The sequence below is a fragment of the Capnocytophaga catalasegens genome (genome assembly GCF_026005215.1).
Taxonomy (GTDB): Bacteria; Bacteroidota; Bacteroidia; order Flavobacteriales; family Flavobacteriaceae; genus Capnocytophaga; species Capnocytophaga catalasegens.
Window position 1 is genome coordinate 40,556 of record NZ_BPMA01000044.1, and the last position, 22,263, is coordinate 62,818.

The window sequence follows — 22,263 nt, forward strand, 5'->3', positions numbered from 1 at the left end:
AAATTCTATAATAAAAAAGAGTTTGTATTATATACAAACTCTTTTTTTATTTTTAAGTTTTGAAATTTAGTGAGAAATTTTTAAGTAGGAAAAAATTGATGTTATTATTTTACCCAAGTAACCATAAGTCGTTTGATAGTAGCCGTATCTGGAATATCATTAAGGGTATATTCTCCTGTATTTGAAGCCATTAGTTCAGATTTATCAAAAACAAAATATAAAGAACTTTCTTTAGGGCTAACAATTACGCTCATTAGTGAAGCCTCTACATCAAATTCTTTATATACTTTTTTAATATCAGCAAAAGTGCTTTTAAGGCAAATTCCTTTTTCAGTAGCAAAACGTTCGTCCATTATTTGAATATCTTGAACTACTTGCGGATTATTTCCTTCGGGAAGACTTGGAGTGATTTCTAAAAGTTGTTTTTTGTCTCCTGATTTTTCAAAAACCATAATACGTTCATCACTTGCGTATCGGAATTCTCCTTCGAAAGCTGTTTTTACAAGAGAATCTTTGGCAAATACAGAATCTAATTTACTAACTAATAATCCTTTTGGGAGTAATCCTACATTATTGTTTGTTATTAAAAACTTTTTGTCCGTTGAATTGCAACTAATGAGTAGTATTGTGGTAAGTGAAAATATTATTTTTTTCATTATCTGATTTTTTATTGAAATTTTGAGCTACAAAGTTAATTAAATATTTCGGATAAAGAATTATTTTCGAAAAAAAGCTACGTTAAATAAATGTTATCCGTAAGATACTAAAAAATAATTACTATAAACTATTGAATATTTTATCTATTTAGATAATTAGCTAAATAGATAAAATATTCAGTTAGAAAAGATTATTTTTTCATTACCTTACTCAATACACCGAATACACCTCGTATAAAAGTAGCACTAGTTACCATTTTCAGAATAGGATTTTGCGCTGTACTTTTACCTGATGAAGTTCTTGTTTTTGAAGTAGATTTCTCGGATTCTTTCTTTTGTTTCTCTTGTGCTTGCTGAGCTTGAATTTGTTTTATTTTGTTGTTCAATATTTCATAGGCACTTTCTCGGTCAATAACATCATTGTATTTTTTAACTAAAAATGATTTCTTTAAAACGTCATCAATTTCTTGTTCAGAAAGAATATCCATTCGGCTCATTGGAGCACGAAGCATAGTAGCTGCAAGTGGTGTAGGGCGACCTTTCTCATCTAAAACAGTAACAAAAGCTTCTCCTGTTCCTAATGAAGTAAGTGTTTCGGCAACATTATAGAAATCTGATAAAGGATAATTTTGCGCTGTGAGTTTTATCGCTTGTCTATCTTTGGCTGTAAATGCTCGCAAAGCATGTTGTATTTTCATTCCTAATTGTGATAATACAGCATCGGGTATATCGGTAGGGTTTTGAGTACAGAAAATAATTCCTACACCTTTGGAGCGAATAAGTTTTACGATATTTTCTATCTGATTTAAGAGTGCTTTGGAAGCTTGATTGAAGATAAGATGCGCCTCATCTATGAAAATGACAAGTTTAGGTTTTTCCATATCGCCCTCTTCGGGAAAAGTATTATAGACTTCTGCCAAGAGACAAAGCATAAATGTAGAGAACATTTTGGGTCTATCCTGAATATCTGTCAGACGTATAATATTGATATATCCACGTCCTTTTTCATCTACACGTAATAAATCATCTGTATCAAAACTTCGTTCTCCAAAAAATAAATCAGCTCCTTGGTTTTCAAGTTCTACAACTTTTCGTAAGATAGCACTTGTTGAACTACTTGATATACGACCATACTCAGATTCAAATTCTTCTTTTCCTTCTTCAGTTGCATATTGAAGAATTTTTTTTAAATCTTTTAAATCAAGAAGTGGATAATTATGATCATCACAATACTTGAATACTACAGCAAGTACTCCTTCTTGTACATCAGATAAATCTAAAATTCGAGAAAGTAATACAGAACCAAATTCTGATATAGTAGCTCGTAATCGTACTCCACTTTGAGCAGAAATAGTCATCAATTCAACAGGAAATGCTTCATTTTGAAAAGGAATATTCATCTTAGCATGTCTTTCAGTAATAAAAGATTTTTCTTCACCTTGAGCAGCAAGTCCACTAAGGTCTCCTTTCAAATCCATAAGTAGTGTAGGAACTCCTTCTTTTGACAAATTTTCTGCTAAACCTTGCAATGTTTTTGTTTTACCTGTACCAGTAGCTCCTGCTATAAGTCCGTGTCTATTTAGTGTTTTTAAAGGAATATTTATAAAAGTATCTTTAAGTACTTCACCATCAAGCATTGCTCCTCCAATAGTTATATACTTTCCTTTATGAGAATAACCTGAGCGAATAGTTTCTTGAAATTTTTCTATATTTGACATTATTATATTGTATTAAATTTTTTATAAATAGATAGTTATAATATATAATAAATAGATAAATTTTCTATTTTTGTATGATTATTTAAGATGATTTATAGCATAATAAATCTATATATAGATATAAATACATGGTATATATCTATATGTGATATAAATAATAAAAACTTTTACCAAAAATATATCTATGGTAAAAGTTTATTATATATTATCGTTTATCTGCTATTCCAAATTCTTTCCATCCAGCTTGAGGAATAGCTAACTTAACTACTTTCTTAGCTTCACTCATTTTAGCTTGAATTTTTTCAATTTTAGAATTGATAGCTTCTGTTTTAAGTTTCAAATCTGATTTTAGTTTTTCTTGTTCATTATTTAACCGAATAGCTTCTGCACTAAGCTGTTCTAATTCAGCAACAAAATCTGATTCTAATCCTCGTTTGGCTACTTCTGCTTGATTATTCTTTAATCCAGAAGTCATTAACTGTGTTTGTGAGATAAGTCCCGCAAAGGTTTTTCTATTTCTTGTCATTGTAAAAAATATTTTATGATTATACAAAATTTAATAATATATACAATAATTAGTTTGTAATTATTTATTTTTAGACTAATATATTTAATATCTATATGTGAAATCAATATTTTTATATTGATATTTATTATCTCAATATTGAGATTTTATACTTTTAAGTTGAGATTTATTATCTCAATGTTGAGATTCTGTATTTTTAGATTGATACTTTAATTATTTATATGAAAATAAATAAATTTCACTTAAAAATAATGAGCTTTTATCTAATTTATTAGTTTTTATACTTAATACTATTATTTTTCTTCGTTAGGAAGAATGCGTTTTATCATTCTTAGTTTATGAGTATACTTCTGAAAATCGATATTATAAATGCCATTATGGTCAAGCGCATCAATACGTACTTTTCCATGAGCATGTATAATATAATTTTTTTGTATAATCATTCCTACATGAGTTATTTGTCCTTCAAAATTATCAAAGAAAACTAAATCACCTGCCTTAGTTTCTTCTATAAAATCAACTGAATGACCGATACCTGATTGTTGATAAGCATCACGTGGAATACTTATTCCGATAAGTTTATAAATCATTTGTACAAGTCCGGAGCAATCAATACCAAAAGGAGATTTTCCTCCCCATTGATAAGGAGCATTTAAGTATTTGTAAGCTATTTCTATCAAATCTTTCCGATTTACTCCCTGTTGTATATCTCCTGTAAATAATTGACCCAAAAAGTGAGAATTACTTGTAGTAGCTCCAATACAAATAGGTTGTAACTGATTTTCATCATCAATACTTTGTACAAAATCTACTAAATCAGAAGCATAACGAGGAGGAGTTTCTTTTATTTCTCTATATGTTTGCTCATCAATAGGCTGTACTTGTTTTTCATCAACCCATCCTTCATATTGATCAAAATCTATTCGTACATAAAGCCAATTATCTTGTTTTCTTATTATGAAACAAACATCTCCATAAAGTATTTGCGTAATTTGCTGACTTTTATGAGAGGCTTCTTCTCGAATAGGAACTACGCTTAAGTTACATAGTGCATACATAGTATTTTTCTAAGAATAAAAGATAAATAATTTGTTTAATAAAGATACTATTTTATTTGTAAAATATATAAAATGAAAATAGTAAGTTTGAAAATTCTCTGCAAATATACAATCTTTTTTATTTAAAAAAGAATATTGGTACTAATTATTTTTAATTTTATAAAAATAATTAGAATTAGTAAGATAGTGATGATAAGATGATTTATATAAACTAAAAAATCTGGATAATTTATCCAGATTTTAAAAACTAAATTGATAAGATAACTAATGTACAACTTGTTAATGATTACAATTACAAGTATTTTTTCCTTTTTTCATATCAAGAACCATACGTCCTTGTATTTTTCCTTCTTCCATTTCTTTAAAAATAGCAGGAGCATCTTCAATAGGTCTTGTTTGAACAATCGGAACTACTTTTCCTTCTGCTCCAAACTGAAAGGCTTCTTCCAAATCTTTTCGAGTACCTACCAAAGACCCAATGACTTCTATACCATTGAGAACAGTTTTAATAATTGGTAAATCCATTGTTTCAGAAGGAAGTCCGACAGCAACAACTTTTCCTGCGCGACGAACCGAATCAATAGCTTGATTAAAAGCAACTTTAGAAACAGCTGTAACCACTGTAGCATGTACTCCCCCGTTAGATAATTCTTTTATCATCTTCGGTACATTATCTACCTTTTTACTATTGATAATAAAATCTGCGCCTACTTCTTTTGCCAAGTTGAGTTTATCATCATTTATATCAACAGCGATTACATGTGCATTGAATACATGTTTAGCATATTGAATAGCCAGATTACCCAATCCTCCACAACCATATATGGCAACCCATTCTCCGGGTTTGAGATTGCCTACTTTTATTGCTTTGTACGTAGTTACACCTGCACATGTGATACTGCTTGCTTGTGCAGGGTCAAGACCTTCTGGAACTTTTACAGCATAATTAGCCGTTACTAAGCAATATTCTGACATACCTCCATCTACAGAATATCCTGCATTTTTAGCTTTTCGACAGAGAGTTTCGCGTCCTGTGGTACAATATTCGCAAGTACCACAGCCTTCAAAAAACCAAGCAATACTCACTCGATCACCTACTTTTAAAGATTTTACATTGGGTGCAACTTCTTTTACAATACCGATACCTTCATGTCCCAATATTCTACCTGGAACTTTACCAAAATCACCATTGGCTACATGTAAATCGGTGTGGCAAACACCACAATATTCTACTTCGACCAAAGCTTCCCCTATTCCTACTTTTGGGATTTCTTTTTCGACAACTTCAACAGGACCAGTTCCTGTTTTGTTTACAATTACGGCTTTCATATTATTTATATTTAAAGTTATATTCATTTGTAAAACAATTCTGTTATAGAATTGTAGATTTATTTAACTCGAATAATCTTTATATTGATATTAAAATAAGTGAAATTTTTTGTAGAATGCAAAACAAATGTACGAAAAAAAACTTGTATGTCCGTTTAGTGTAATAAATGATTTTTTTTGTAATAATTTATCAAAAATATGAAAATATAACTATTTGGTTTTCAGTTATATATTTTTACATTTGACTTATAAAATTTAGCAATTATATTCTTTTATTAGTAATAACGGAGATACATAAAAAAAAATGATATTTTATTACTTTATATCGAAAAAATAAAATAAAAAATTTTTTTAACCAATTATTTATCCTAATCAGCTAATAATAGTAAATTGAAAAGAAGATACGGAATAGAAGGAAAATATAATGTATAAAAAAATCTCGGTTTAATATTTTTAAACCGAGATTAAAATGGTTTGCTAATTAAAAATAGTAAAAATCTTTTATTGTTTTTTTATTTTAGAAACTGAAAGTTACACGACGAGCCATTTGACGAGCATTAGCAGAATTTTTATTTACGCTATTGTCTTCACCTTTTCCTTCAAAATTAAGTCTTGAAGCATCAACTCCTCTATCTACAAGAAGTTGTTTGATAACTTCAGCACGTTTTGCCGATAGCTTTTGATTGTAATTTTCTCCACCAATTTCATCAGCATATCCGATTACATTGACATTAGCTGAAGAATCTTGTCTTAAATAATTAGCTACGAAATCAGCAGCCCACAATGAAGAAGTTTGTGGTTTTGATGAATTGAAGTCGAAATAAACATTGATATACCCTTTTTCGATAAGGTCACGAGCTACATCTTTATTGCTATAAGTGTCTTTGTCTAGATTTCCATACTTATCGTTTAAGTATTTTTCAATTTCATCAGGTACTCTATTACCATTCTCGTCAATCATTTTATCTTCTTTACCACTTAATTTTTGGTCAAGAGTAGCCAAATCACTTTCGGCTTTTGCTAAGCGGTCAGTAAGTTTTTGAAGTCTATCATCAACAAACCAATCAGCATGTACAGAATGTTTACCAAGAGCAATTTGAAGACCTGCTGTGGCTGTAAAGTTGATACCTTGTATTCCTCTTCGATTCGTTGTAGAATATGTATCAAATGTATTTTCTTGGCGTGCATTGAAATAAATAGACCCATCAATAAGTAGAGCTATACGATTGCTCAAACGAACTTCAGGGGTTAAACCTGCTACGAAGAAAGCAATACCATCACCTTTAGATAAGTTATCTCCATTTAGTTGTCCATAACCAAAACCTGCGTGAGTCAATAACCCGATATCTCTTGTCCAATCTTCAAAAGATAAAACACGAGCAAGGTTAGCAACTCCTTGTAAATTCACATTCCAAAGGTTTGATTTGAATTTTTGTGAATTATCTCCATTTTCATAACTATCGTATCCTCCTGCCAATCGAATACCAAATTTGTTATTAGCCATATAACGAACCCCACCATTCACAGTCCAGAGGTTAGGTGTAGAGGTAAAGTATCCAGAAGAAAATTCTATAATAGGTTTATTAACTCCTCCATTTACATCAATAGACCATTTGTTATACGCTTGTTCTTGTGCCTGTGTTGTGAAAGCAATTACTAATGTAGCTAAGGCTAAAAATTGTTTTTTCATAAAATGTAATTTAAATAAAACGTTGTTTTAAAAATTTTTAATATTGGATAAATTTCAAAAATGTTAAATGAAATTCGGGACAAAAATAAATTCTTTTTTTGAAAAAACAAAGAAAAATAATATTTTTTTTATTTTTTTGTAATAATGTAACTTAATCAAATGGTAGTCAAAGCATTGTACGTAGTATAACTCAATTTTTATTTTTTTGATAGTCAAATAGATAGGGTACTCAATTAGCAAAATTGATTTTTAATAAAAAATATTTCTTTAAAAACGTTCTGCTTCATTCAAATCACTTTGATGTGATATTTTTTCTTTTTGTTTTCCTATTTTATAAGTCAGATAGCATTTAACTTGTCGTGATTCTCCATAGCCCCAAATATAATTATCTAAATTAGGCAAATGACTTTCAGAGTCCCAACGTTGCGTATGAAAAATATCGGTAAATGAAAGGGCAACGTTAAGTTGATTGTCCCAAAAAGAGCGTTGCAGACCAATGTCGATAAATCCGCTGGGCTTAGTTACTTCATTGGCATTAATAATTTGATTGGAGTAATAGTTCGTATTTACTTCGCCAGTGATATGCCAAGGGAGTTTGAATTGATGTTGAGAGTTGCAAGTAAATGTCCATTTTCGTGGGCTAAACGAAGCATAATCGGGTATTGAAAACACATTGTGCATATAGAAAATAGACGAATTTAAATGCATTTTGTACCACGAAGTCCATTGAATTTCTTGCAGAATGGAAGCTGAAAAATGATTTTGATGTCCGATGTTTCGAGGAATCATAATCACACGTTGATTTTGGTGTTTCTCGGTAATTTGTCCGCTGTAATTATCTGTAAAGGTATAAGATAAAATAGCGGTTGTTTTATCCCAAGTGGCGGAAGTAGTGAGTTTTTGTATTTTTTGAGGTTCTAAAAAAGGATTGCCTACCCAATCCGATAGCCCGTCGAGCGACTGAATGAAAGGGCTCAAATCTTGATATGCGGGGCGTGCAATTCGTTTGCTGTAACTCAATGCGTAGCTATTTTTTTCATTTTGCTGATACGTAAGGTTCAGGAAAGGAAAAAAGTTTGGATACTGACGCTTGTTTTCTTGATAGCTTTGAAGGCTTCCTTGTCGAGGGAATAATTTTCCGATAGCAAAAGTGTATTCGCTTCGTATTCCGATTTCGGCTGAAAGTTTTTCGCTAAGTTGGTAAGCACTTTGCAAATAAGCAGCTAATAGGCGTTCTTGATAATCGAAAGTATTAGAACGGTTTACATTCAGCAGATTTCCTGACGAAAGCACAGTAAGATAATCGGAGCGATTATGTGTTTTTACTTGAGAAAATTTGATTCCTGACGACCATTTTCCTTGCCATAAAGGGAACTTCTGATGGAATGCGGCAGCAAAAATATGAACTTTTCGGTCGCTGTCAGCTAAAAAAGTATCATCTGCTATTTTGTCTGTGTTTATTTCTTTGTGCCAATTGGGCTGAAGAATAACGGAGACGCCATCGAAGAAAATGTAGTCTATATCCACATTATATTTTTCTTCGTCGGAAATGCGATACTCATAAAAAGTGTTTACTCCGTATCGATTTGCTTTTTGCTTGGTGTAATTGCTTTGTCCGTAAAGGGTCTTTTGATATGTGAAGTGCTTGTCGTAGATGTCGTTTTGAGTGTCGATATTTCCTTTTCCAAAGAGCGTGTTAGCGGTTAAGTTCACGCCGATAGTGTTTTTATCGTTTAAGAAAATATCTGTGCCTAAATTAGCTGAAATGGACTTGCGTCGGTCGGTATCTGCAGAGGAGCTTATGTACCAGTTATCGTCCAATCGCCTGTCAGAGCCGTAGTTGTAATCAATATTCCCAAACTGATGATTGTATCCGAAGTTTATGTTTCGTTTCTTGGTGTTGTGTTGCAAGGAAATATCGGTGTTGTTTCGAGTGTGTTTCCAGTAGGAAATTCCGCTACCAACAGAAAGGAATGTACCTTCGATATGGGTTTTGGATAGAACAATGTTAATGATTCCTGAGCTACCTTCGGCATCGTATTGAGCTGATGGATTTAGCAGAATTTCAATGTTTTTGATTTGTGAAGCCGAAATAGATTTGAGGAAACTTGCCAAGTCTTCGGCTTGCATATAAGTCGATTTCCCGTTGATGAAAACAACCGTTCCTTTCTTTCCCATAATAGAAATGGTATTTGTGTTATCGACTAAAACGCCAGGTGTTTTTTTCAAGGCATCGAAAGCATTGCTTCCTAAGGTGACGACACTTTCTTTGGGCGAAAAAATAATTTTTCCGTTTTCTAACCGAACTACGGGCTTTTTGCTGCTTGCTGTTACAACCACATCGCTAAGTTCGATGATTGAGGCTTTTAGTACAATATTTCCCAGTTGAATGTTTTGTTGTAGGAAAAATGCTTGTCCTTGATACGATTCATATCCTGAAGCGAAAATAACGATTTGCATTTCACTGTTTTTTGCCGATAGGGAGAAATAGCCATTAGCATCAGTAGTAGTTTGTGCGATAGCCTTTTGCGACTGATTGTCCATTAACGAGACCACTGCATAGGGAATACTTTCAGTATTTTCTTCAATTACACGCCCCGAAATAGTGTACAAACTTTGTGCAGAAAGCGTCGAGAAAACAAGTGCGAGGTAGAAAAATATTATTTTTTTCATTGTGAAGTATGGTTTTGAAAATGGTAATTATTTATTATGCAAAAATAAAAAAATAAAAAAATAAAAAAATAAAAAAATATGTTGCTTATAAGCTTATATAGATTGAGTTTAAATAGTAATTTAGTTTATTTTGTTATTGCTTGAATGAAATTGGAAATTAAACGGATTTAAGTTTTTTATCATTTGTGAGATTATTCTTTGAGTATAGTGCTGTCAAGTTGAACAAAATTGCGAAATTGAGTATGTACATCGAAGTCCTTTTTTAATATTATTTCTCAATTTTGCTCAAAATGATAGGGAATTTTACTTTATTTAAAATAACAACTTTTGTTTTTAATGAAAAAGTTTAAACAAAATTATTAAAATTATTGAGAAATAAGTTACATTGAATAATATTTTTGTACAGAAAGTACTTGAAATGATTAAAAATTGTTATTTTTGCCCCAAATAAATCAGTTATGTTAAAGCAACAATTACAGCTAAAATTAGCTCAGAAATTATCACCTCAACAAATTCAGTTGATGAAATTGGTTCAGTTACCAACATTGGCTTTTGAGCAACGAGTTAAGCAAGAATTGGAAGAGAATCCTGCGCTTGAAAGTGGAGTAGAGGAGTCATCATACGAAGAAGATGTGTTTGCAGACGAATTTGATAATTCGCAAGAAGATTACGAAGATAGAGAAATAATAGAAGCAAGTGATATCAATGTAGATGAATATTTGAGTGATGATGAAATACCAGAATATCGCTTGCATACTAACAATTATAGTGATGATGATGCGGATTATGATATCCCTTACAAAGCAGAAGTTTCGTTTCATCAATCGCTTTTGAACCAATTGAACACATTTCGATTAACTGATTTGCAACGAGATATTGCCGAATTTTTGGTAGGAAGTATCAATGATAATGGATATATACGAAGAGAATTGACAGATATTACTGATGATTTGGCTTTTACACAAAACATTTATACCGATGTTGAAACGGTAGAAAAAGTGCTTCGGTCTGTTATTTTTCAACTTGACCCAGCAGGAGTGGGTGCTCGCAATTTACAGGAATGTCTTTTGATACAACTTGAAAGGAAAAATCATACTCTAAGTGTGTTAACCGCTATTGATATTCTGAAAAATAATTTTGATTTGTTCAGTAAGAAACATTATGAAAAGCTGACACAAAAATATTCAATTTCGGAAGAAAATCTTAAGAAAGTAATTGCCGAAATAGAACGTTTAAATCCTAAACCAGGATATTCGGAAGAGATGCGTACAGAGCAAATAATTCCTGATTTTACAATTCGTGAAAATGAAGGTGAATTGGAACTTTTGCTCAATGGTCGAAATGCTCCTGAGCTACACGTATCAAAAGATTATATTGATTTGCTTGAAACTTACAAAGATTCTAAAAATAAATCGGGACAAAAAGAAGCCGTTTTATTCATCAAACAAAAATTAGATGCTGCTCGATGGTTTATTGATGCTGTAAAACAACGCCAACACACGCTTTATATAACGATGAATGCCATTATGATACGGCAGAAAGAATATTTTTTGACGGGAGATGAAACTAAACTTAAACCTTTGATACTTAAAGATATAGCAGAAATGGTTGATATGGATGTATCAACTATTTCGAGAGTGGCAAGTAGTAAGTATGTTAATACTCCATATGGAACAAAACTTATTAAAGAATTTTTCTCAGAAGGAATAAAGAATGAAGTAGGAGAAGATATTTCAACCCATGAGGTAAAAGACTTTCTACAAACAATTATTGATGGCGAAGATAAAAAGAAACCATATCCTGATGATCAACTTACATTGATTATGAAAGAAAAAGGTTATCCAATAGCTCGAAGAACTGTGGCAAAATATCGTGAACAACTCGGAATACCCGTAGCAAGATTACGGAAGGAATTAGATTGAAAACGAATTATAAACCTCGTTCTTTTTGGATTTGTTCATAAGCCTGTTGTACTTTTTTGAATTTTTCTTCGGCACCTTTCTTTATGGCGTCATCTTGGGTTACTACGCGGTCTGGGTGATATTTTTTAGCCATTTCACGATAGGCTTTTTTCACTTCGGCATCGGAAGCATCGGGGTTTATTTCGAGAATTTTGTAAGCATTATTTTGAGTTTGGATGAACATCGCTTTGATGCTCTCAAAATCTTGTGATGAAATACGAAGATTTCGTGCAATACGTAAGATTTGATTATACTCGGCGTCGCTTATATGTCCATCAATTTGGGCAATTTCAAACAAAAAATGAATAATCTGTAAGCGAGTAGCATACTGAGTACGTATATATATATGTGCGCAAATCTGTTCAATGGAAATATTTTGGTGTTTTATCAAGTTATTGAATGAGTAAAATACTTCATTGGCACGTTCACGTCCATACATAGCTACAAATTTGCTACGAACATAATCCAATTCTTGTTGAGTAGTACGTCCGTCTGCTTTGATAACAAAAGCACAAAGAGAGAGTAAGTTCAGCTCAAAATCGGCAGAAAAATAATTTGCCCTGTGAGTATTAAAAATTGTTGATTTTTTTGAAGAATGATTTTTATTTGTTCCTATATTTTCAAGGACAGAACCTATTATCCAACCGAATAATCCTCCCCAAAAACTTCTTGTAAGTACATAACTTAATAAAGCTATAATCCATTTCATTTGGAAAATTTTTGGCAAAGATACTCTTTTTTTGTGAAATGAAATAAAAGGAGTAGAAATTCGGGAAAAAATTGTATTTTTGGTTTTTTAAAATTTATTATCAATGATAATCAAAGAAATACAAGGAAAGAAACCTATTATAAGGAGAAAAAACGTATGTAGCTGAAAATGCGACAATTGTAGGAGATGTTGTGTTGGGAAAAGCATGCAGTGTTTGGTACAATGCTGTTATTTCGTGGCGATGTGAATAGTATTCGCATTGGTGATAATGTGAATATTCAAGATGGGGCTATTATTCACGCGACGTTTAATAAATACGCTGTTTCAATAGGGAATAATGTTTCTATTGGGCACCGAGCTATTGTCCATGGTTGTACGATAGAAGATAATGTTTTTGATAGGAATGGGAAGTATCGTAATGGACGATTGTGTAGTGGAAAGTAATAGTATTATAGCGGTAGGAGCTGTTGTAATAGAGCATACGCGAATAGCCTCGGGGAGTATTTATGCAGGAGTTCCTGCACGCAAAGTAAAGGAACTTTCTGCCCAGCAAATAGAACAAATATCTAAGTTAGCACAACATTATATAACTTATGCCAATTGGGCAGAAGAAGCTCCTGAGAGTTTCTTATAAAGATTGTTAATCAATATCAATTTTTATCAACGAATAAAAATGTAGCAATATCTTTGCCTTTGTGCCAAGAAGAAACGATAGTATCTTTAAGAATTATTTTGACATAATCAGTTTTTATTTTAGGAAAAGATATATCAATAAAAAATGTATTTTGTATAGGAAAGTTCTCTTTGACAGATTCTAATTTTGTATTCTTGCAAATTATCTCCAATGAGCTAAATATTCCTTACAATCTAAGTTGGTTTTGAAGTGCTCTGCAAACTCTAAGAGATTTTGACCTTTAAAAATTTTCATAACAACTTGATTTTACATACTGCAAAGATGTGAATTTATATGATGAACTCAAAAATTTTTTATAAATCTTTCATACAGTGAACACATCTACCTGTGGCATCGCCTCCATTAGTAAATTTAGTATTTATTGTGGAATAATCAATTCGCATAGCCCTGTTGGGTAAAGCCGTGTACTTTTGCAAACAACAAAAAATATTTCTGAAATAGCCTTTGAAATAGGTTTTACTTCACAAAGGTATTTCAGTACTACGGTATTTAAATAAATTGTAGGAAAAACACCAAATGAATATCGGACAGAAAATGAAAAAAGAAGTTAATTGTAAAACAAAAATCAGTTTTTTTTGAAAATAAAAAAAATTACCCAAAAATTCATTTCTGGCAAAGTTTTTGCTACTCAAATCATTCGTTTAGAAAATATTTTGTAAAACTAATTTTAGATGCATAATTTTATCAATTATCTCTGTATTTTTTATGTGGTGATGATGTTGCTTGGAGCAATAGCCATTCGTAAAGCGCTTGTACGGCGTCGATATGTGTATATTTATTACCTTATTTCTGCTATTCTTTTAGGTTATTTTCTTTGGGTATGGAATAGCTCTTTTGAAGGTATCTGGGATAATCATAGGCAGTATTCGTTTGGATTTTTACTTTCGTGGTTGTTTTTTACAACAATTTTGACTTTGTTTGTTGTAGGTGAAGATGGTATTCGCTTGTTATCAGTGCCTTTTCGTTTGAAAAAAACTCCAAAAATTCCTTCTCGAAGACGATTTGTAAGTCTGTTAGGTTTAGGAATCGCTTCAATTCCTTTTGCAGGAATGTTACACGGCATTTTCAGAGGTAGATACAATTATCGCGTTATAAAACATACGCTTTTTTTTGATGATTTACCCCAAGCCTTTGACGGATATAAAATAACTCATATTTCTGATATTCATTCCGGAAGTTTTGATAACAAACAAAAAGTTCTATACGGAATAGACCTTATCAATGAACAACAAAGTGATGTGATTTTTTTTACGGGTGATTTGGTTAATAACAAAGCACAAGAAATGGATAATTGGCTTGACGTTTTTGATAAATTAAAAGCAAAAGATGGTGTTTTTTCGGTGCTTGGCAATCACGATTATGGCGATTATGTACAATGGCGCTCTTCCGAAGAAAAAGAAGCAAACTTGCAACAAATCAAAAAAATACATAAACAATTAGGATACAATTTATTACTAAATGAATCCACTTTTATAGAAAAAGAAAATCAACGCATTGCTATCATTGGTGTAGAGAATTGGGGAGAAGGGTTTGTTAAAAAAGGAGATTTACAAAAAGCCTTAAAAGAAACAGAACCGACTGATTTTAAACTACTTTTGAGCCACGACCCTACACACTGGCAATACCAAGTTATTGAGAATCCAGTACCTATACACTTGACATTGAGCGGACACACCCACGGAATGCAATTTGGTATCGAAATTCCGAATTGGATAAAATGGAGTCCCGTACAATGGCGTTACAAGTATTGGGGTGGTATTTATATTGAAAATAATCGATATATCAATGTAAATCGAGGGTTTGGATATTTAGCTTTCCCTGGTCGGGTAGGAATGCCGCCTGAAATAACTGTTATAGAATTACGAAAAAAAGTTGCGTAGTAAAAAACTTTTTTATATTTTTGCAAAAGAAAATAAAAATAAAGAGTATTATGCCTGTTTTTGGAGAAATAATCAATACAAAGATACCTGTTCTTATTACATTTTGTGCTGATTGGCATTATTTATCTGAACAAATAAATGTAATTTTGCGCGAGGTTTCTATCGTAATGGGTGATGATGCTAAAATTATCAAGATGGATGTTGATAAGAATAGAGAGCTTACTAAGGCATTTCAAATCAATGGATTACCTACTTTTATTCTGTACTATCTTGGCGATGTTGTTTGGCGTGAAGAGGGGGTTGATTCGGCAGATATTCTGATTGAAAAAATCCAAAAATATACAAAAAAAGAATAATCAATATTCTGAAAATAGTAACTAGGTATGAAAAAAATATTATTGCTGATATTGATACTATGTTTATCAAGTATAACTTGGGGTTTATTTTCAAATAAGAAACAAAAAAAGATGGACAAGTCAGCAGAGGTTTTATACGATAGTTATATAAAAGAAGCTACTTCTTATTGTCAGAAGAAAAAACTTTGTACAGATTTTTTTATTTTGATAGATTATTCAATACATTCAGGGAAAGAAAGACTTTTTATTTACAATTTCAATACGGAAAAATTTGTAAATAGTTACTTGGTAAGTCATGGTTGTGGTACATCGCCCACAGCAGAAGATTTTTCGCGAGAAAAACCTGTTTTTAGTAATGAACCTAATAGTCATTGCTCTTCATTGGGAAAATATTTGTTATCCAAGCAAAAAGTCAAAAGTACAAATTTTGGGGAGAAATATCTTCTTTATGGGCAAGATTCTACTAATAACAATGCTTTAAGGCGAGATATTGTACTTCATCCTTGGAGTATTATCCCTGATAAAGCTCCTTATCCTAAGGGAATACCTGAGAGTTGGGGGTGTCCTGCAGTTTCTTTGTCAGTATTCCAATTGCTTGATAAGCAAATACAAACTACCGATAAGAATGTATTACTTTGGGCTATTTACTTCAAATAATTGAAAAATATTACATAAAAATATAAGTAGTATACCTGTTTTTAGAGAAATAATCAATGTAAGAAATCCTGTTTTAATTATATTTTATGTAGATTGGTATCAAAAGTATTGGTTCAGATGAACACTATTTTCTGCGAGGCTTCTATTATAGGGTGATGATACTAAGATTGTCAAAATAGATGTAGATGAAAATAGAGAACTTACTAAAGCGTTTCGAATCAATGGATTGCCTATATGTATATTGTATTGCAAATACCAATAATTTTGTTAGAGAAATATAGAAGTATGCTTTATAAGTTATAATATGACTTAATTTTTTTGCGAAAAGACCTTTTTTACGAAGGTCTTTTTTCGTTTGTAATGGAATTTTATTTGTTAATTCTTTGAAAAAAAATTGTTGTTTATCAAATAATATACTACTTTTGGGCATTTAAAACCTATTTAATATGAAATTCAGACACATAGTACCGATTTTTTGCTTGGGAGTAGCAACAACTGCTTTTTCACAAGCTACAATGGAATACACACATTCGCAGGTTGCTTTTCAGAAAGCTTTATCGCTTTACAATCGTAAGCAATATAGGCCTGCACAGCACTTCTTTGAACAAGAAATGCAACAAACCACCGATGCCAATACCAAGGCAAATTGTAGCTATTTTGTAGCCTCATCAGCTATTCGTTTGGGGCAAAGTGGTGCTGATGCACTTATGGAGCAATTCTTGGCAGAATATCCTTCTTCGCCCTATGCAGGCAATGCGAGCCTTGATGTAGCGGACTATTATTTCACACAGGGGAACTACAAACAATCGGAAGAGTGGTATAATAAAGTTGATGCTCGCTTGGTAAGTCCCACCGAGAGAGATAAGTATAATTTCCAGAAGGGATACGCACTTTTCTCGCAAGGGAAAAAAGCGGAGGCGAAAAAGTATTTTACCTCAGTGAAAAACTCTAAAGAATATGGTCCAAAAGCAGCTTATTATTTGGGATATATGGCGTATGATGCTGATGATTATGCCCAAGCAAGCCAATATTTTGAACAAGTACAAGATGATAAAGACTTGAACAAAAACTTATCATACTATCAAGCCGATATGAGTTTCAAACAAGGTAATTTTGAAAAAGCACTTAAAGAAGGATTGGTACAACTAAAAAAGAGCAATAGTGCAAAAGAAAAATCGGAGATAAACAAAATTGTAGGAGAGAGTTACTTTAACCTCAATCAATATGCCGAAGCCATACCTTATCTGAAAGCCTATCAAGGTAAGCAAGGCAAATATAGCAATACGGATTATTATTATTTAGGATATGCATATTATAAACAAAATGATTATCAGAATGCTATAAATAACTTCAACAAAATTATTGATGGGAAGAATGCCGTAGCACAAAATGCGTATTATCACTTGGCAGAGTGTTACTTGAAAACCAATCAGAAGCAACAGGCACTTAATGCGTTTCGCAATGCTTCGCAGATGGAGTTCAGCAAAGAAATAAAAAAAGATGCGATGCTCAATTATGCTCGATTGAGTTATGATATTGGTAACCCGTATGAGAGTGTACCAAGTGTGATACAAGCCTATATGCAAGCTTATCCCGACTCAAATACTACCGAAATGAAAGACCTTTTGGTCGATTCGTATGTAACTTCGGGAGATTATAAATCGGCAATGGATTTGTTGGAGAAATCATCGGCTACTGCCGACAAGAAAGTCTATCAGCAGGTAGCTTTCTATCGTGGGTTAGAGTTGTACAATGAAGCACAATATACAGAAGCTCTTACCTACTTCAAAAAAGCACAAGGTACTTCTGATGAAAAAATCAATGCACGGGCAATATATTGGGGAGCTGAATCTAATTATTTGCTACACAATTATGCACAGGCAGAGAGCGATTATAAAAAGTTTTTATCACTAAATCAAACGGCATTGTCTGAATACAAACAAGCTACTTACGGCTTGGCTTATACGTATTTCAATCAAAAGAAATATGACTTAGCAACAGATGCTTTCAAGAAATATTTAGATGCAAAACCTACCGACAAAAACCGTATAGCCGATGCTTATATGCGATTAGGAGATAGCCACTTTGTACTTGGTAAATATTGGCCAGCGATGGAAGCCTATAACAAAGTGATTACAACGCACGCTACAGATACTGATTATGCTACTTTTCAAAAAGCAATTAGCTATGGATTTGTTGATAGAGTACCCAAAAAGATTGAAGAATTAGAAAAATTTGTTAGAAATTATCCCAAATCGGCACTTCGTGAAGATGCACTATTTGAATTAGGGAATACGTACTTAGCACAAGGCAATACACAAAAAGCGGTTCAGGCGTACAAACGAATTCAAAATGAGTATAAAAATAGTAGTTTTGTACCCCGAGCTATGCTCCGTGAGGCATTGGTATATTACAATCAGGGAGATAATCAGAAGGCACTAACTATTTTCAAACAAATTACAGCACAATATCCTAATACAAGCGAGGCGGTACAAGCAGTTAATACTGCCAAAGCGGTGTATGTTGATATGGGCAAAGTCAATGAATATGCACAATGGGCAAAAGGATTGGGGTATGTAGAGGTTAGTAATTCCGAATTAGACAATGCTTCGTTTGAAGCAGCTGAACGCCACTATTTGCAACAGAAAAACAAAGAAGCTATTTCAAGTTTGGAGAAATATCTCAAAGATTTTCCACAAGGACTTAATACAACACAAGCACAATTCTATTTGGCACAACTTTATTTTTCGGAAGGAAATAAAAACAAAGCCACTTCGTATTACGAAAAAGTAGTTAGCACTGGGCGTAATGAATATACAGAGCAGGCACTTACACGCCTTAGCCAGATGTATTTAGAAAAATCAGAAACCAAAAAAGCCGAACCGCTACTCAAAGAATTGGAAACTATCTCGACCATCGCGCAAAATATCGTATATGCACAATCGAACCTGATGAAAATTTCTTACGAAAATAAAGATTATCAGCAAACGATAAACTATGCACAGAAGGTTTTAGCTGAAAAAAGTGTAGATAATCGTATCAAAAATGATGCTCATACCATGATTGCTCGTGCGTATATAGCAACAGGCGATGAAGCCAATGCCGAGAAATACTATACCGAAGTACGCAAAACAGCCTCCGGATCACTTATGGCAGAGGCTATCTACTACGATGCTTACTTCAAAAATAAAGCAGGTCAGTATAAAAAATCGAATGAAATTATCCAAAAATTAGCCAAAGAATACGGCGGATATAAAGAATTTTCTGCAAAAGGACTCGTACTAATGGCTAAGAACTTCAATGGACTGAAAGATAACTATCAAGCTACTTATATTCTAAATAGTGTTATCGAAAACTTTGGTGACTATCCAGAAGTTATCAAAGAAGCCAAAGAGACACTTGCTAAGATAAAAGCAGAGTAGAACGGGTTGTTTTTCATTTTTATAGTATCAATTTTTTTTAAAAAAAAGAAAAATACCTTTTAGGTCGGGCAAAATAGCATAGTTAAGTAGGTAAAAAGTGTTGTTTCGGGGTCGGAACAGTATAGGTGAGAGGGTAAAAAGTGTTGTTTCGGGGTCGGAACAGTATAGGTGAGAGGGTAAAAAGCCCTGTTTCGGGGTCGGAACAGCATAGTCAAGAGGGTAAAAAGTGCTGTTTCGGGGTCGGAACAATATAGTCAAGAGAGTAAAAAACCTTGTTCCGACCTCGGAACAACAAGAAATAGAATATTAATTTAAAAAAATTATAGTAAAATGATACAAGTTTTTGATTTAAAAGAAATACGTTTAATGGAATTTTTCCAAGTGATGCAAAATGTAAAATCGTTTTTAGAACAACACGATATGTCCAATTTGGGACTAACCGAAGCCAAAATAACATTTGACCAAAAGCTATTGGCTTTGGAACAAACCATCAAGCCGCTTCAAAAGAGTCCGCACACGCAGTCAATACAAGATTTAGATGCTAAGCGCGACGCTCTTTTGGTAGGATTTTTGGCGCATTGTCGTGCATTTACAACTTTTCCGGAACAAGAAAAATCTAAAGCTGCACAAAAACTATTGGCAACTATTGAAAAATATGGGAAAAACATACACAACAAACCCCTGCAAGAAGAAACGGCTATTATTTATAATCTGCTGAAAGATTTTGAAGAAACCTCGCATCAGCAGGCTATAACCGCTATCGGTGCTGAAAAATGGATACAAGACCTAACCAAAGTCAATCAAGAGTTTGCCCAGCTACACAATACACGTACTCAAGAACAGGGTGAAATTGTAGTGGGGGCGACCAAACAGGCTCGTAAAGAACTCAACGAAGCTTTCAAGCATGTGGTCAAGAGCATCAACGCATTGGCATACATCAACGGAAAAGATAAGTATCAATCGTTAGCCAATTCGCTCAATGAAGAAATCAAACGAGCCAAAGCACACTAAGCGATAAACACGATTTTAAGCTATGCCAATTGCAAAATAGATACTTATAAAAGTGTTTTTCTATTGGATAGATGTATAATTTAAAGAATTTTTCAATAAAAATAATTGATTATGTTGTATAGAATACAAAGAAAAAAAGCAGTAAGTATGCTCATTTTTGCAGCGACTTGGCTCTGGGTAACCGCATCTTACGCACAAGACGAAAAGTTAGGAACTAAGGTCATAGACATCGTAAAGCCCTACACACCAACTGTTGCCGATGCTATTAAGCAACGCGAAACAACACCCGCCAAAGACTCGGTAACTGTGCCTAAGAAAAAAATCAACTACACTATTTATTCAGTGCCAGTAGCCTCAACTTTTGTTCCAGACAAGGGGAGAGTCTCGCAAGTACCCACTACCAAAGGTAAGAAAGAAAACTATTACGACTCGTATGTAGCACTCGGTTTTGGAAGTTATACGACCTTCTTGGGCGATGCCTATATTGCGCTGCCCATTAACAAAGAGTCTGACTTTTCAATAGATGCGCAACATCACTCCTCACAAAACAATGTGAAAGGAATAGACACCGATAGCAACTTTTCTAATACCGATGTACAAGGAGCGTATCGATATGCCGACCGCGATTATTCTTTCGGGGCTTCGGTCAATGTTGGGCATCGCCTAATGCATTGGTATGGTATCGAAGAGGCAAGTTATTTGCCTGTACCCAATGGGATAAGCCTTCGGCAGAATTATTTAGATGGCGGACTTAAAGCCTATTTCGGAGTGAATAATTCGGTATTTCGCCGTGCCGATATTCTGTTACAAGGTATCAAAGATGATTATGATAGCACAGAGTTTCAGGTGCAGTTCCTCCCGTCTTTGGCAATACCTTTCGGTGATGAACATCTGTTGGGTATTGATTTTGATGTGAATTATCTTAACGGAAACTTCAATAGAGGGTTTGCTACTACCGACAAAATAACATACCAATGGACATTGCTCGGTATCCGTCCGGCGTATCATTTTACCATAGATGATTTCTCTGCCAAAGTAGGGGCGGGTGTTTATTATGCTTCGGGTAAAGAAGAATCGCAAAACAAACTCAAAGTATTTCCCGATGTAGAGGTAGCCTATAATGCCTTTGGCGAAAACTTTATTATCTATGCCGGAATAGGAGGAAACCTCGAACAAATTACCTATCGAGGGCAAAGTAGAGTCAATCCGTTCGTATCGCCTACATTAAACATTAAGCCGATGCACACAACCTATGATGTTTTTGGAGGAATAAAAGGAAAACTTGTCGGAACACTCTCTTACGATGTCAAAGCTCACTACGGACATATTAAGAATTTGCCTATGTTCCAAGCCAATCCCAAAGTAGCAGTTTTGGATAAACCTTATCACTACGACAATACCTATGCTATTATATATGATGATGCGATGGTGTATGGATTGTCTGCCGATGTAAAAGGTGCTATTGCTGATGTTTTTACACTGGGAGTTTCGTTCAAAATGGATAGTTTCGTTCCAGAAATACAGAAAGAAGCATGGAATATACCGCTGTTTCAATCGACCATCTTAACCGATTTTCAGGTATTGCCTAATTGGTACTTGGGAGCTGACTTGTTTTATGTAGGAGATCGAAAGGATATTAAGCATAACATAACGGGAGCTAATCAAGAAATAGTTACCTTAGATGGCTATTTTGATGTGAATCTTCATACAGATTATACAATTGCTAAGCAGTGGACTATTTTTGTCAATGCAAATAACTTAACAGCTAAGAATTATCTTCGTTGGACAAACTATCCTGTACAAGGTTTACAAATACTTGGAGGAGTAAAATATCAGTTCTAAGCCTCCAAAAAAGAAAAATATAACAAAAAGTAAAAGGCTATCCTCGCAAGTGGATAGCCTTTTGAAAAATAAGTAAAAGTG

Annotated in this window: 15 protein-coding genes and 1 pseudogene; 8 read left to right on the top strand and 8 right to left on the bottom strand. The window is 33.2% G+C overall.

Annotated features, from left to right (window positions below; genetic code table 11):
* Positions 1 to 104 precede the first annotated feature (104 nt).
* From OO775_RS11190 to OO775_RS11220, 7 genes are all read right to left on the bottom strand, one after another.
* A complete protein-coding gene (locus OO775_RS11190; RefSeq protein WP_264847235.1) occupies positions 105 to 656 on the bottom strand; it encodes a hypothetical protein in 552 nt (183 codons plus the stop codon).
* A 191-nt stretch (positions 657 to 847) separates the two neighbouring features.
* Positions 848 to 2,374, bottom strand: coding sequence for a helicase HerA-like domain-containing protein (locus OO775_RS11195; protein ID WP_264847236.1), 1,527 nt, complete (start codon positions 2,372 to 2,374; stop codon positions 848 to 850).
* Between the two features lie 205 nt (positions 2,375 to 2,579).
* Positions 2,580 to 2,900, bottom strand: coding sequence for a hypothetical protein (locus OO775_RS11200; protein ID WP_264847238.1), 321 nt, complete (start codon positions 2,898 to 2,900; stop codon positions 2,580 to 2,582).
* A gap of 293 nt (positions 2,901 to 3,193) precedes the next feature.
* Positions 3,194 to 3,958: a C40 family peptidase gene (locus tag OO775_RS11205; protein ID WP_264847239.1), complete on the bottom strand. Its 765-nt coding sequence runs from the start codon at positions 3,956 to 3,958 to the stop codon at positions 3,194 to 3,196.
* 279 nt (positions 3,959 to 4,237) lie between these two features.
* Positions 4,238 to 5,287, bottom strand: a complete 1,050-nt coding sequence (adhP, locus tag OO775_RS11210) for an alcohol dehydrogenase AdhP (RefSeq protein WP_264847242.1) — start codon at positions 5,285 to 5,287, stop codon at positions 4,238 to 4,240.
* Positions 5,288 to 5,804: 517 nt separating this feature from the next.
* Positions 5,805 to 6,977 carry an OmpA family protein gene (locus tag OO775_RS11215; RefSeq protein WP_264847243.1) on the bottom strand — a complete coding sequence of 391 codons (1,173 nt, stop codon included), beginning with the start codon at positions 6,975 to 6,977 and terminating at the stop codon, positions 5,805 to 5,807.
* Between the two features lie 267 nt (positions 6,978 to 7,244).
* A complete protein-coding gene (locus tag OO775_RS11220; RefSeq protein WP_264847245.1) occupies positions 7,245 to 9,650 on the bottom strand; it encodes a TonB-dependent receptor in 2,406 nt (801 codons plus the stop codon).
* A gap of 458 nt (positions 9,651 to 10,108) precedes the next feature.
* Between OO775_RS11220 and rpoN the strand changes: the two genes are divergently transcribed.
* Complete coding sequence (gene rpoN, locus OO775_RS11225; protein ID WP_264847247.1) at positions 10,109 to 11,572, top strand: RNA polymerase factor sigma-54; 1,464 nt, start codon at positions 10,109 to 10,111, stop codon at positions 11,570 to 11,572.
* Between the two features lie 7 nt (positions 11,573 to 11,579).
* On the opposite strand, the gene OO775_RS11230 is transcribed toward rpoN, so the two are convergent.
* Complete coding sequence (locus tag OO775_RS11230; RefSeq protein WP_264847248.1) at positions 11,580 to 12,320, bottom strand: TerB family tellurite resistance protein; 741 nt, start codon at positions 12,318 to 12,320, stop codon at positions 11,580 to 11,582.
* A 103-nt stretch (positions 12,321 to 12,423) separates the two neighbouring features.
* On the opposite strand from OO775_RS11230, the pseudogene OO775_RS11235 reads away from it, so the two are divergent.
* The 7 genes and pseudogenes from OO775_RS11235 to OO775_RS11265 all read left to right on the top strand — a co-directional run bounded on the left by OO775_RS11235 (position 12,424) and on the right by OO775_RS11265 (position 22,182).
* Positions 12,424 to 12,954, top strand: a pseudogene (locus OO775_RS11235) (gamma carbonic anhydrase family protein).
* A gap of 731 nt (positions 12,955 to 13,685) precedes the next feature.
* A complete protein-coding gene (locus tag OO775_RS11240) occupies positions 13,686 to 14,894 on the top strand; it encodes a metallophosphoesterase (protein ID WP_264847249.1) in 1,209 nt (402 codons plus the stop codon).
* A gap of 50 nt (positions 14,895 to 14,944) precedes the next feature.
* Positions 14,945 to 15,250, top strand: a complete 306-nt coding sequence (locus tag OO775_RS11245; RefSeq protein ID WP_264847250.1) for a thioredoxin family protein — start codon at positions 14,945 to 14,947, stop codon at positions 15,248 to 15,250.
* Positions 15,251 to 15,361: 111 nt separating this feature from the next.
* The gene (locus OO775_RS11250) at positions 15,362 to 15,907 is read left to right on the top strand and encodes a murein L,D-transpeptidase catalytic domain-containing protein (protein WP_264847251.1); all 546 of its coding nucleotides are present in this window, start codon (positions 15,362 to 15,364) and stop codon (positions 15,905 to 15,907) included.
* A gap of 446 nt (positions 15,908 to 16,353) precedes the next feature.
* Positions 16,354 to 19,329, top strand: coding sequence for a tetratricopeptide repeat protein (locus OO775_RS11255; protein ID WP_264847252.1), 2,976 nt, complete (start codon positions 16,354 to 16,356; stop codon positions 19,327 to 19,329).
* A gap of 330 nt (positions 19,330 to 19,659) precedes the next feature.
* Positions 19,660 to 20,340, top strand: coding sequence for a DUF6261 family protein (locus OO775_RS11260; RefSeq protein WP_264847253.1), 681 nt, complete (start codon positions 19,660 to 19,662; stop codon positions 20,338 to 20,340).
* 111 nt (positions 20,341 to 20,451) lie between these two features.
* On the top strand, positions 20,452 to 22,182 hold the full coding sequence (locus OO775_RS11265) for a TonB-dependent receptor domain-containing protein (RefSeq protein ID WP_264847254.1): 1,731 nt from the start codon (positions 20,452 to 20,454) through the stop codon (positions 22,180 to 22,182).
* The last annotated feature ends 81 nt before the right edge of the window (positions 22,183 to 22,263 follow it).